Source organism: Pseudomonas resinovorans NBRC 106553 (assembly GCF_000412695.1).
GTDB lineage: Bacteria > Pseudomonadota > Gammaproteobacteria > Pseudomonadales > Pseudomonadaceae > Metapseudomonas > Metapseudomonas resinovorans_A.
In genome coordinates this window covers 4,434,844-4,448,781 of the sequence record NC_021499.1, presented here as the reverse complement: position 1 = coordinate 4,448,781, position 13,938 = coordinate 4,434,844, and the positions used below count along the sequence as shown (strand labels likewise).

Annotated in this window: 4 protein-coding genes; all 4 read left to right on the top strand. The window is 63.9% G+C overall.

The window, feature by feature from the left end; translation table 11 throughout:
* Nucleotides 1–26: 26 nt before the first annotated feature.
* The gene (locus PCA10_RS20155) at nt 27–10,316 is read left to right on the top strand and encodes a peroxidase family protein (protein WP_016493923.1); all 10,290 of its coding nucleotides are present in this window, start codon (nt 27–29) and stop codon (nt 10,314–10,316) included.
* A gap of 177 nt (nt 10,317–10,493) precedes the next feature.
* Nucleotides 10,494–11,837: a glutamine synthetase family protein gene (locus PCA10_RS20150; RefSeq protein WP_016493922.1), complete on the top strand. Its 1,344-nt coding sequence runs from the start codon at nt 10,494–10,496 to the stop codon at nt 11,835–11,837.
* Nucleotides 11,838–11,897: 60 nt separating this feature from the next.
* Nucleotides 11,898–13,223, top strand: a complete 1,326-nt coding sequence (locus PCA10_RS20145) for an MFS transporter (protein WP_016493921.1) — start codon at nt 11,898–11,900, stop codon at nt 13,221–13,223.
* 92 nt (nt 13,224–13,315) lie between these two features.
* Nucleotides 13,316–13,936 carry a TIGR04282 family arsenosugar biosynthesis glycosyltransferase gene (locus PCA10_RS20140; protein ID WP_016493920.1) on the top strand — a complete coding sequence of 207 codons (621 nt, stop codon included), beginning with the start codon at nt 13,316–13,318 and terminating at the stop codon, nt 13,934–13,936.
* Nucleotides 13,937–13,938 lie beyond the last annotated feature (2 nt).

Genomic DNA, 13,938 nt, shown 5'->3' with positions numbered 1-13,938 from the left:
ATTGCTGTCGGATTGAGGAAAACAAAATGGCCAACTTCATCAAGTCTGACCTGGAATTCATTCTCCAGCAGATTCTCATCGCTGAAGCTCATGCCTCTGGCGCCGATTTGTCGTCGCTGCTGCCCAACTCGCAAGTGCCCTGGGGCCTGCGGACCGTCGATGGATCATTCAACCATTTGGTGACGGGGCAGACCGGCTTTGGTGCCGCGGACGAACTCTTCCCGCTGATGCTGGAGCAGAATTTCCGCAACGACCTGGACGGCGACACCATCGACATCAATGGTCCCGCGCCCGGTGGTGTACTGACCAACACCAACTACGCCACCACCGGCCCGGTAAACGGCAACGTGGTGGATGCCGACCCGCGGATCATCTCCAACCTGATCGTCGACCAGACCGCCAACAACCCGGCAGCGGTGGCAGCCAACGGTGGCAACCCGCCCGTGCTCAGCCCCGGTCTCGATGGCATCTTCGGCACCCCGGACGACCAGGAAGTGTTCTTCATTCCTAATACCACCCCGGATGAAGGCCTGTCGGCGCCGTTCAACTCCTGGATGACCTTCTTCGGGCAGTTCTTCGACCATGGCCTGGACCTGGTGCAGAAGGGCAACAACGGCACCATCTTCATTCCGCTGCAGCCGGATGACCCGCTCTTCGTGCCGGGCGGTTCGACCAATTTCCTGGTCCTGACCCGCGCCGACAACGTAGCCGTGGGCAACGGCGCCGATGGCCTGCCGAACACCGCCGATGATGTTCACCGCCACCTCAACACCACGTCTCCTTTCGTTGACCAGAACCAGACCTACAGCTCCCATCCGTCGCATCAGGTGTTCCTGCGCGCCTACGAGCTGAATGCCGATGGCGAACCCGTTGCCACTGGTGGGTTGATCACCAATCGCAACCTGGGTGCCGATGGCGATTTTGGTACCGGCGACGACGTCGAGATTGGTGGCATGGCCACCTGGGGCGTGGTCAAGGCCCAGGCCCGCGACATCCTCGGCATCAACCTGACCGATGCCGATGTCGGCAACATTCCCTTGCTGGCCACCGATGCCTACGGCAATTTCATCAAGGGGCCGAATGGCTATCCGCAAGTCGTGTTCGTCGGCCCCGATGGCCTGCCGGGCACCGCTGACGACGTGCTGGTGGAGGGCAACCCGGCCGCGCCCATCAGCCTGGCGGGTGCCGTGCGTACCGGCCATGCCTTCCTCGATGACATCGCCCACAGCGCCAACCCGTTCAACACCCAGACGGGCGCTCCGCTCGCTCCGGACGCCGATGGCATCGCCGGTACCAACGACAACCTGCCCGGCACCTACGACAACGAATTGCTGGATTCCCACTACATCGCCGGTGATGGCCGGGTCAACGAGAACATCGGCCTGACCGCCGTGCACCATGTCTTCCACTCGGAGCACAACCGCCTGGTGGAACACACCAAGGAGACGGTGCTGCAGTCCAATGATCTGGCCTTCCTCAACCAGTGGCTGTTGACTCCGGTCACCGCGGTGCCGACCACCCCGGCCGGCATCGACGCCCTGCAGTGGAACGGCGAGCGGCTGTTCCAGGCCGCCAAGTTCGGCACCGAGATGCAGTACCAGCACCTGGTGTTCGAGGAGTTCGCCCGCAAGGTGCAGCCGAACGTCGATGCGTTCCTCGCGCCTACCGGATTCGATGCCTCGATCAACCCGGCGATAGTCGCCGAGTTCGCCCATGTGGTGTACCGCTTCGGCCACTCCATGCTGACCGAAACCATCGACCGCCTGGACGAGAATTTCAACAGCAGCGAGATCGGCTTGATCGCCGCCTTCCTCAATCCCCTGGAGTTCGCCAACAGCGGCCTGACTCCAGACCAGGCGGCCGGCGCCATCATCCGTGGCGTGACCCGCCAGCAGGGCAACGAGATCGACGAGTTCGTCACCGAGGCCTTGCGCAACAACCTGCTGGGCCTGCCGCTGGATCTGGCCACCATCAATATCGCCCGTGGCCGCGATGCCGGCGTGCCGTCGCTCAACGCCGCGCGCCGCGAGTTCTACGAGATGACCGGCGACAGCCAGCTGGAGGCTTACAGCAGCTGGGCCGATTTCATGGGCAACCTCAAGCATGAGGCGTCCCTGATCAACTTCATCGCCGCCTATGGCACCCACTCGACCATCACCGACGCGACCACCCTCCAGGGCAAGCGTGACGCAGCGATGGCCATCGTCCTGGGTGGTACCGGCGCGCCGAGCGACCGTATTGATTTCCTCTTCAGCACCGGTACCTGGGCCAACACCACGGCGCGTACCAAGGACACCGACGGCTTCACCAACACAGGTCTCGGCAATATCGACTTCTGGGTCGGCGGTCTGGCCGAGAAGCAGATGCCCTTCGGCGGCCTGCTCGGCTCCACCTTCAATTTCGTCTTCGAGACCCAGTTGGAGGCCCTGCAGAACGGTGACCGCTTCTACTACCTGGCACGTCTGGCGGGACTGAACTTCCTCACCGAGATGGAACAGAACTCCTTCTCCAAAATGGTGATGGAGAACACCGACGTCACCCGCCTGCCGGCGGATATCTTCTCTACACCGGGGCTCATTCTGGAGGTGGACCAGGATCTTCAGTTCAACGCCAGCGTCAGGGACCCGGGTGCGGACGGCGTGTTCGGTGACAACCCTGCGACCGTCGGCGTGGATGAAAGCCTCGACGACACCCCCGGCAACGCCGACCCGCTGGGCGACAACCCGCTGATCCCCCTGGTGATCCGCGACAACCCTGCCACCCCCGGGTTGGACACCAACTACTTGCACTACACCGGCGACGAGCACGTGGTGCTGGGCGGCACCGCCGGTAACGACATCCTGATCGCCAGTATCGGCGACGACACCATCTGGGGCGACGGCGGCAACGACCGTATCGAAGGCGGCGACGGGGTGGACAGCCTCAATGGTGGAGCCGGCGACGACATCATCACCGACATGGGCGGCGACGATAACATCAAGGGCGACGACGGTAATGACGTCATCCATGGCGGCAATGGCTTCAACCTGATCCTGGGCGGTGCCGGCAACGACTTCATCATTACCGGCGAAGACGTGTCGGAAACCTTCGGTGGTACCGGCAACGACTTCATCTACGGCGCCAAGGGCAACCTGCAGACCGCCGGTAACGAAGGTGATGACTGGATCGAAATCGGCACCCAGGACGGTGCCCCCGGTGACAACTTCTCGCCCTTCGCCCTGGATGAAGTGGCCGGCAACGACGTCTTCGTCGGTGGCGGTGGCTTCGACGAGATGATCGGTGAGGGTGGCGACGATATCTTCTTCGGCTCCGAAGGCGCCGATCACTTCGACGGCGGTTCCGGTTTCGACTGGGTGAGCTACAAGTTCGACCCCGCCGGTGTGCTGGCCGACATGATCGTCGACGACTTCTTCGAGCCGCCGGTCCCGGCCTCCAACGCCGGCATCTTCGACCGCTTCGCCTTCGTCGAAGGCCTGTCGGGCTCGCAATTCGGTGACATCCTGCGCGGCGACAATGCCGATGCGGCGGAAATCGCCGAGAACGGCCCGCTGGGCAGCGTGCTCAACCAGGCCAGCATCGACCTGATCGCCGGGTTGCAGGAGTTCCTCGGTGCCGGCGTCACCTCCTTCGGTGGCGGCAATATCATCCTCGGTGGCGGCGGTAGCGACATCCTCGAAGGCCGCGGCGGCGACGACCTGATCGATGGCGACCGCACGCTCAACGCCTATGTCAGCGTGAGGACCAATGTCGACGGAACGGGCCCAGAGCTTCGCCGGGTCGATAGCATCGGCGCGCTGATCCCCGACATGTTGTCCGGTGCGATCAACCCCGGTCAGTTGGTGATCGTCCGTGAGATCGTCCAGACCACCGGGTTCAACTACGACACGGCGGTGTACTCGGGCAACTTCGACGACTACCAGATCGATATCGACAACAACGGCACGACGCTGGACTTCAGCGATGACGTGATCACGGTGACCCACCTGGAGGTAGATCTTGACGGTAACACCGTCATCGGTGCCGACGGTGTCGACCGGCTGACGGGTATCGAGCGACTGCAGTTCAACGATATCTCCGTCGCCCTGCTGCCAGGTCTCAACGCAGGGCCGGACGGGCAACTGCAGATCAGCGACAACACCCCGGAAAATGGCCAGGTGCTGACCGCCTCGTCGCTGCTGGTGACCGATGCGGACAACGTCACCGGGCTAAACCCCACGGGCGCGATCACCGGGCCCGTCGGCTATTTCTGGCAGCGGGAAACCGTTGCCGGCTCGGGCCTGTTCGTGGATATCGTCACCGAGGCCGGGGAACGTCCGGAAACCGCGCAAGGCAACAGCTTCCGCGTGACCGCCGACCTCGACGGCCTGGCCCTGCGGGTGCGTGCGGTCTACAAGGACGCCAACGGCGTGCTGGAGAGCGTCTTCTCCAACGCCACGGCGGCGGTGAACGGCAACGTGGTGGTGGCGCCGCCGACGGCCCTGCCGCAGGAAACCTACGTCGCCAGCCCGGGTGTGCATATCATCCGTAGCGACCTGCAGTTCATCCTTGACCAGATCATCGTCTCCGAGCGTCACGCGGCCGGTGAGAACCTGCTGGATATCGTGCCGAACTCCCGTGGCGCATTCGGTCTGCGCACCGTGGACGGCTCCTTCAACAACCTGGTTCCGGGTCAGGAACACTTTGGCGCGGCCGACCAGCCGTTCCCGAACCTGGTACCGCCGGTGTTCCGCGATGACCAGGATGGCGACAGCATCGACACCAACGGCCCCGCCCCTGGCGGCGTGCTGACCAACACCGACTACGGCGCCCCGGGCAGCGTGGCCGATGTCGATCCTCGGGTTATTTCCAACCTGATCGTCGACCAGACCATCACCAACCCGGCGGCGGTGCAGGCCTATGTGGATGCCGGCCTGGGTACCCTGGACCCCAACGGTGTGCTGCTGGACCTGAACGGCGTGGCAATCCCGGCCGGGCAGCCGCTGTTCATCCCCAACACCGCGCCGGACGAAGGCCTGTCCGCCGGCTTCAACTCCTGGTTCACCCTGTTCGGCCAGTTCTTCGACCATGGCCTGGACCTGGTGACCAAAGGTGGCAACGGCTTCGTCTTCGTGCCGTTGCAACCGGATGACCCGCTCTTCGTGCCGGGCGGCAACTCCAACTTCATGATCCTGACCCGCACCAGCACCGATGCGCCCGGGCAGGACGGGGTGATGGGCACCGCCGACGACATCATCGGTGGCGGACCGCTGAACACCACCACGCCCTTCGTGGACCAGAACCAGACCTACACCTCCCACGCCTCGCACCAGGTGTTCCTGCGCGAATACGAGCTGAACGCCAACGGTGATCCGGTGGCTACCGGGCGCATGCTCGATGGCGTGGGTGGCCTGCCCACTTGGGCCGAGGTCAAGGCCCAAGCCGCGCAGATGCTGGGTATCCAGCTGACCGATGGCAATATCGGCAACGTGCCGCTGTTGGCCACCGACCTCTACGGCAAGTTCATTCCGGGGCCGAACGGGTTCGCGCAGATCGTCACCCTGGTGGGCGATGACATCGTCTTCGTGGAGGGTAACCCCGCCGCCAACGGCGGGCTGGGCGTCGCCATCCCGGGCAATGCGCTGTTCACCGGGCATGCCTTCCTGGATGACATCGCCCACTCCGCCAACCCCTTCAACAGCCAGACCGGCGCGCTGATGACGGCGGATGCGGATGACATCGTGAACCCCGGACCTGCAGCACCGGGCACCTTCGACGATGAACTGCTCGACCGCCACTTCATCACCGGCGACGGACGTGGCAACGAAAACATCGGCCTGACCGCCGTGCACCATGTGTTCCATGCCGAGCACAACCGCATGGTCGACCAGATCAAGGCCGTGGTGCTGGCCAGCAACGATCCGACCTTCATCAGCAACTGGCAGAATGCGGATGGCAGCTGGAATGGCGAGCGTCTGTTCCAGGCCGCGCGCTTCACCACCGAGATGCAGTACCAGCACCTGGTGTTCGAGGAGTTCGCACGCAAGGTGCAGCCGCAGGTGGATGTGTTCTTCAACGCCACCCAGGTGTACGACACGACGATCAACCCGGCCATCGTCGCCGAGTTCGCCCACGTGGTGTATCGCTTCGGCCACTCCATGCTCACCGAGACCGTCGACCGGCTGAATCCGAACTTCACCGATGCCGGCAGCATGGACCTGATCGATGCCTTCCTGAACCCGTTGGCCTTCAACAACAATGGTGCACTGTCGGCGGAGGAAGCGGCGGGCAATATCGTTCGCGGCATGACCCGGCAGACCGGCAACGAGATCGATGAGTTCGTTACCGAGGCGCTGCGCAACAACCTCCTGGGCCTGCCGCTCGACCTGGCGACCATCAACATCGCCCGTGGCCGTGATACCGGCGTGCCCACGCTCAACGCGGCACGCCAGGAGTTCTACAACGCCACCGGCGACAGCCAGCTGCGGCCCTACACCAGCTGGGTCGACTTCGCCGCGCACCTGAAGCACCAGACGTCCATCGTCAACTTCATCGCGTCTTACGGCACCCACGCCGAGCTGCTGGCAGCCGACGTCAACACGACGGCCGAGAAGCGCGCGGTGGCCTTCGCCCTGGTATTCGGTGGTGATGCGGTGATCAATGAAGGGGAGGTGGGATTAGAGCGCGTCTTCACGGCCGACACGGCGGATCGCCTGGCCTTCCTCAATGGGCCGGCGGCCACCACCGGGGTCAACGACATCGACCTGTGGATCGGTGGTCTTGCCGAGCGGCAGATGCCCTTCGGTGGCCTGCTGGGCTCGACCTTCAACTTCGTGTTCGAGAACCAGATGGAGAAACTCCAGGACGGCGACCGTTTCTACTACCTGGAACGCACGGCGAGCATGAACTTCCTCGCCGAACTGGAGAACAATTCCTTCGCCAAGATGGTGATGGCCAATACCAACGCAACCCACCTGCCGGGGGACATCTTCTCCACACCCGGCTTCATCCTCGAAGTCGACCAGAGCCGGCAATTCACTGGTCTTGGCGCCGATGGCCAGGCCGACCCCGAAGGTGGCAGCGCCTTGCTGCCCTGGGTGATTCGCGACAACCCGGTGAATACCGACAGCGCCGCGACGCCCTTCTACAACGAGGCCAACACCAACTACCTGCGCTACACCGGTGACGAGCACGTGGTGCTGGGTGGCACCAACGGCAACGACGTGCTGATCGCCAGCATCGGCGATGACACGATCTGGGGCGATGGCGGTAATGATCGCATCGAAGGGGGTGACGGCAATGACCTGATCCGTGCCGGCGATGGCGACGACATCATCACTGACCGCGGCGGCGACGATAACATCCAGGGCGACGGCGGCAACGACGTCATCCATGGCGGCAATGGCATCAACCTGATCCTGGGTGGCCAGGGCAACGACTTCATCGTTTCCGGTGAGGACTCCACCGAGATCTTCGGCGGCGTGGGCAACGACTTCATCCTCGGAACCCGGGCCAACGAAGCGCAGTTCGGCAACGAGGGCGACGACTGGCTGGAACTCGGTGGTCCGGACGGCAACGCCGGCGACAACTTCAACGAGTTCGGCCTGGACAACGTGCCCGGCAACGATGTGTACATCGGCGAGCGCGGCATCATCGATCGCATGGATGGCGAGGGCGGTGACGACATCATGCTCGGCAATGGCGGCGAGGGCGACCGCTACGTTGGTGGCTCGGGCTTCGACTGGGCGGTGTTCCGCGATGATCCGCAGGGGGTCAACATCGAGTTCGACCTGCGTGCCTTCGACGAGACTCCGGTGACCCCGTCGACCGCGTCGCTGCTGACCCGATTCGAGTTCATGGAAGGCCTCTCGGGCTCCTCCCACAGCGACATCCTGAAAGGAGACGACCGCGATGCGGCAGCGATCTCCACCTCGGGCGTGAACGGAAGCATCCTTACCAACATCGGCCTCATCGCCGGATTGCAGGAGTTCCTGGGGGCGGGCGTGACCTCCTTCGGCGCCGGCAACATCATCCTCGGCGGCAGCGGTAGCGACATTATCGAAGGCCGGGGTGGTGACGACCGGATCGATGGCGACAGGTCCATGACCGTCTACATCAGCGTGCGCCAGAACGCCAACGGCACCGGGCCGGAGATCGATCGCGCCTTGAGCATGACCGAGCTGGTCCACGACATGCTCACCGGTCGCTACACTCCGGGCCAACTGGTGATCGCCCGTGAAATCCAGGCGGGCAACGGTGCCTTCAACTACGACACCGCCGGGTTCTCCGGCAACCGCGCCGACTACACCGTCGCGAACAATGGCGACGGCACCTGGACGGTGACCGACAGCGTGGCCGGCCGCGATGGCGTGGACCGCCTGAGCGGCATCGAGCGCCTGCAGTTCAACGACGTTAGCGAGGCACTGGTGGCTGGCCTGAACAGCGGCCCGCAAGGGTTGGCTTCCATCAGCGATGCCACGCCGGAAGTCGGTACCCGTCTGGTGGCCTCCATCGCCGGGGTAACCGATGCCAACAACGTCGGCGGCCGGGTCACCGGACCTGTGTCCTACTACTGGCAGGTGGACGAGCGCGGTGACGGCATCTTCGAAGACATCATCATCGAAAATGCCGGCGCCGAACTGGCCCGGGCCACGGGGCCGAGCTTCCTCGTCACCGCCGCCCAGGCCGGCCTGGCCATGCGCCTGAAGGCCATCTACAAGGACGCCAACGGCGTGCTGGAAACCGTCTACTCGGCGGTGACCGCTCCGGTTTCGACGGTGCAGGTCAATGACCTGGCGACCGGGGTACCGCTGATCAGTGACGCTACGCCGACCCAAGGCCAGGTGCTTACCGCAAGTCGCGGCACCATCGCCGACCCGGACGGCACCACCACCTCGGTGTTCAACTTCCAGTGGCAGTCCTCCAGCAATGGCGGCGGCACCTGGGCCAACATCGTCGGCGCCACGGGGGCGAACTTCACCCCGGGTGCCGGGCAGGTAGGTCAAATGCTGCGGGTGGTGGCGAGCTTTACCGATGATCAAGGATTCGCCAACACGGCGACTTCAGCCGCGACTGCTCCGGCGGGCGGGCTGTTCACGGCGGCGGCCGGAGGTAGCACCCTAACGGGTACGATCTGGAGTGACATGATGATTGGTGGGGTTGGTAACGATGTCCTGGGTGGCCGAGAGGGGGACGATGTCCTGACCGGTGGTGCTGGCGATGACTTCCTCAACGGGGGGGCAGGGGCCGACCAGATGTCGGGTGGTACAGGGAATGACGCGTTCGTTGTTCACGATGCGCTTGATGTGGTGATCGAGTTGGCCGGGCAAGGAACGGATCAAGTGCAGACCTTCCTGACGAATTACACGCTGGGCGCGAACCTTGAGAACCTGCGCTATGTGGGAACGGCCAACTTCACCGGTGTTGGTAATACCTTGGGGAATACTGTGGTCGGTGCAGTAGGTAATGACACCCTGGGTGGGCGCGAGGGTAATGATCTGCTGATGGGTGGTGCAGGAGATGACTTCCTCAATGGGTGGACAGGGAATGACCAGATGTTGGGCGGTACGGGAAACGATGTTTTCCTCGTTCATGATGCGCTTGATGTAGTGGTGGAGCAGTCGGGTGAGGGAACGGACCAGGTGCAGGTTTTCCTGGCGAGTTACACGTTGGGGACGAACGTCGAGAATCTGCGCTACATGGGTACAACAGCCTTCACCGGTGTCGGCAATACCTTGGGGAATACCGTGATCGGTGGAGCCGGCAATGACACCCTGGGCGGACGGGAGGGCAGTGATATCCTGACCGGTGGTGCAGGCGACGACTTCCTCAACGGGTGGACAGGGGCTGACCAGATGTCAGGCGGTACGGGAAACGACGTCTTCATCGTTCACGACGCGCTTGATGTGGTGATCGAGTTGGCAGGGCAAGGGACGGATCAAGTGCAGACCTTCCTGGCGAATTATACGCTGGGCACGAACGTCGAGAATCTGCGCTACATGGGAACGGCGAACTTCACCGGTGTCGGCAATGGCCTTTCGAACACCATGCAAGGAGGGGTAGGGAACGATTCCCTGACTGGTGGACTGGGTAATGATGTCTTCCGCTTTGCCGCCGGCTTCGGCCAGGACCGCATCCTGGACTTCGACGCCAACCCGGCCGGTGGCCAGGACCGGATGGACATCGCCAGCCTGGGCATCACTGCGGCGAACTTCGCGACGAATGTGGTGATCACCGATGTCGGGGCGGATACCCGTGTGGCGATCGGGGCCAACAGCATCACCCTGGTGGGGGTTACCGATGCCACTACTGTCAACCAGGCTGACTTCGTCCTGGCATAAGGAGGCCATTGGCAACAGGTTGTAGGTAACGCAAGAAGGGATGGGGCGCTTGGCGCCCCATCCCTTTTTCATGCCGGGAGAAATTGGGGGTCAGTGCGCTTGATATTCCGAACAGTCAGTGCGTATTTTTGTACAGGCCGCCATCCAGAGCGGTCGTCGTACACAAGGACAACAATCATGACTACTGAAGTCCGCGGCCCGCTCGCCGAGCGTCTGGCTGGCGTTGAAGAGGTCGAGTGCGTCACGCCGGACCTGAACGGGGTGATGCGCGGCAAGGTGATGACAGGGGAGGGCTTCCTCTCCGGGCGTCGACTGCAACTGGCGCGGGGCGTGCTTCTGCAATGCATCATGGGTGGTTATCCACCGGCCCGTTTCTATGGCGGCGACGACGGCGACCTGGCCCTGGTGGCCGCGCCCGGCCAGGTCCATCGCTTGCCGTGGAGCGAGCGCCCGCGTGCCCTGGCGATCTGCGATGCCCAGGAACTGGATGGTCGGCCGTCCGGACTGTCCACCCGCGGCCTGTTGCGCCGGGTGCTGGACCGTTACGCGGAACACGGCTGGAAACCCGTGGTGGCGACCGAGTTGGAGTTCTTCGTCTTCGCGCCCAGTCCTGATCCGCAGCAGGCCTTCCAGCCGCCGCTGGGCCTGGATGGGCGGCGCGAGGTGGGTTGCTCGGCTTTCAGCGTGTCGTCCAACAATGGCCTGCGGCCCTTCTTCGAGGAGGTCTATCGCGTCATGGAGGCCTTCGGCATGCCCCGCGATACCTTCATGCACGAGATGGGCATCAGCCAGTTCGAGATCAACTTCCTCCACGGTGACCCGCTGCTGCTGGCCGACCAGACGTTCCTGTTCAAGCACCTGCTCAAGGAATTGGCGCTCAAGCATGGTGTCCAGGTGGTCTGCATGGCCAAGCCGCTGGCGCACACGCCGGGCAGCTCGATGCATATCCACCAGAGTGTGGTGACCCTCGACGGCGAGCAGAACATCTTCAGCGACGCCAGCGGCCAGGCCACCGACGCCTTCTCTCATTTCATCGGTGGCCAGCAGGCGGCCATGGCGGATTTCACGGCGCTGTTCGCGCCCAACGTGAATTCCTACCAGCGCCTCTGTCATCCCTATGCCTCGCCCAACAACGCCTGCTGGTCCCACGACAACCGGGCGGCGGGCCTGCGCATCCCGGCCAGCGCGCCGGTGGCGAGAAGGGTGGAGAATCGCCTGCCGGGTGCGGACGCCAACCCTTACCTGGCCATTGCCGCCAGCCTGGCGGCGGGTCTTTACGGGATAGAGCGGCAACTGCAGCCGAGCGCGCCCATCCAGGGCGAGTTCGAGGCGCCGGAAGAGTTGCTGCTGCCTTGTACCCTTCATGCGGCCATCGAGCGTCTGAAACGCAGCGATCTGGCGCGAGAACTGTTCGGCAACGAGTTCATCGACGGCTACATTGCTACCAAGACGATGGAGCTCAGCAGCTTCTTCGATGAGATCACGCCATGGGAGCGGCGAATCCTCGCTTCCCAGGTGTGATCGCCCAAGGGCCGTTCGATGGGGCGGCCAACCCTGTACAAGGAGCCGTCTGGAGCGCCGATGCATCGGATCTGGAAGTCGTTTCGCGCACTGTATTTCGCCACCCTGCTCATGCTGATCGGCTCGGGCCTGCTCAGTACCTACCTCGGTCTGCGCCTGGCCGCGGACAAGGTGGACGGGCTCTGGGTCGGCGCCCTGATGGCCGCCAACTATTTCGGCCTGATCCTGGGCGGCAAGCTGGGTCACCGGCTGATCGCCCGCGTCGGGCATATCCGCGCCTACGTGGCCTGCGCCGGTGTGGTGACGGCGGCGGTGCTCGGCCACGGACTGATCAACTTCCTGCCGGCCTGGCTGGTCATGCGGATGCTGGTGGGCCTGGGGATGATGTGCCAGTACATGGTGATCGAGAGCTGGCTCAGCGAGCAGGCGGACGCCGGCATGCGTGGCCAGGTGTTCGCCGGCTACATGGTGGCGTCCTACCTGGGCCTGGTGTTGGGGCAACTGGTGCTGGTCCTGCATCCGGGGCTCGGATCGGAGCTGCTGATGCTGGTCGCCATGTGCTTCGCCCTGTGCCTGGTGCCGGTGGCGCTGACCCGCAAGTTGCACCCGGCTCCGCTGCATCCGGCGCCGCTGGAGCCGCGTTTCTTCATCCGGCGGGTGCCGCAGTCGATGACCACGGTGCTGGTTTCCGGCCTGGTGATCGGTTCCTTCTACGGCCTGGCGCCGCTCTACGCCACCGCCCAGGGCCTGCCAACCGAACAGGTGGGCCTGTTCATGGGCAGCTGCATCCTCGCCGGCCTGTTGGTGCAGTGGCCGCTCGGCTGGTTGTCGGACCGCCACGATCGCGCAGTGCTGATCCGCAGCACCGCCGCGCTACTGGCATTGGCCGCCTTGCCCCTGGCGCTCATGCCGTCGGTGCCCCTGAAAGTGCTGTTCCCGGTGGGCTTCCTGGTCTGTCTGTTGCAGTTCAGCCTCTATCCGCTGGCGGTGGCGTTCTCCAACGACCATATAGAAGCCGAGCGCAGGGTCTCGCTCACCGCCATGCTGCTGATCACCTTCGGCGTGGGCGCCAGTATCGGACCGCTGCTGACCGGCGCGCTGATGAAGCTGCTGGGGCCGAACATGCTCTATGCCTTCGTCAGCTTCTGTGCCGCGGTGCTGGTGTTGCGCGTGCGGCCGGATGCGGTCACCGGTCTGCACCGGGTCGATGACGCACCGCTGCACCATGTGCCGACGCCGGACAACATGACCAGTTCGCCGCTGGTGGCGGCGCTGGACCCGCGGGTCGACGAAAAGGACGTACAGGACCAGATGCAGAACGGCGACAACCCATCCGCCGAACCCCCGGCCGAGGACAGGCCGGAGCAACCGCAGCCCGACAAATAATGGCCCAACGCCACGTCATTTTTGTCCAATGATCGACCGGTGTGGTTGCTTCAAGCCCAGGGGCCACCTTGGGCTTCAAGGAGGAACTGGTCATGACGTTGAGCATCTCCCTGCATTTGCTGGCAAGCGCTCCGCACGCCGGCAAGCACCATCCCCGCTTGCTCCCGACGCTGGGAACGGAAGGAGTGATCCAGTTGCACAGGCAACTGGTGGCGCGTGTTCTCAATCTGCCGCCCTTGGGTTTCAGCGAGCGGATCTTCTGGATCGAGGATGGGCCGGACGAGCTCCTCGAAGCCCTGGCCGAGGACAACGACTGGATGGTGGTGGGGCAACCGGTGGGCGACCTGGGGGAGCGAATGCGACGGATCGCCGCCCTGGGCCTTTCCGAGAACGACGCCGTGGTGCTTATCGGCCAGCACTGCCCGATGTTGGATGCCGATTACCTGTCAGCCGCCTGTGAGGCCCTGGACCAGCACCAGGCCGTGTTGGGGCCAACCGAGGACGGTCGCTATGCGCTGCTTGGCCTGCGCCGCGTCGATCCACGGCTGTTCGAGTCGATGCCTTGGGGCAGCGACCAGGTATTGGCCAGGACGTGCGAACGGCTGCAGGAACTGGAGTGGCCGCACGGGCTGCTGCCCAGGCTCTGGGTACTGGATGATCCCGAACACCTGCCGCGACTGGGGCGGTTGGGAATCAAGCTCGGGACTGGCTGAGC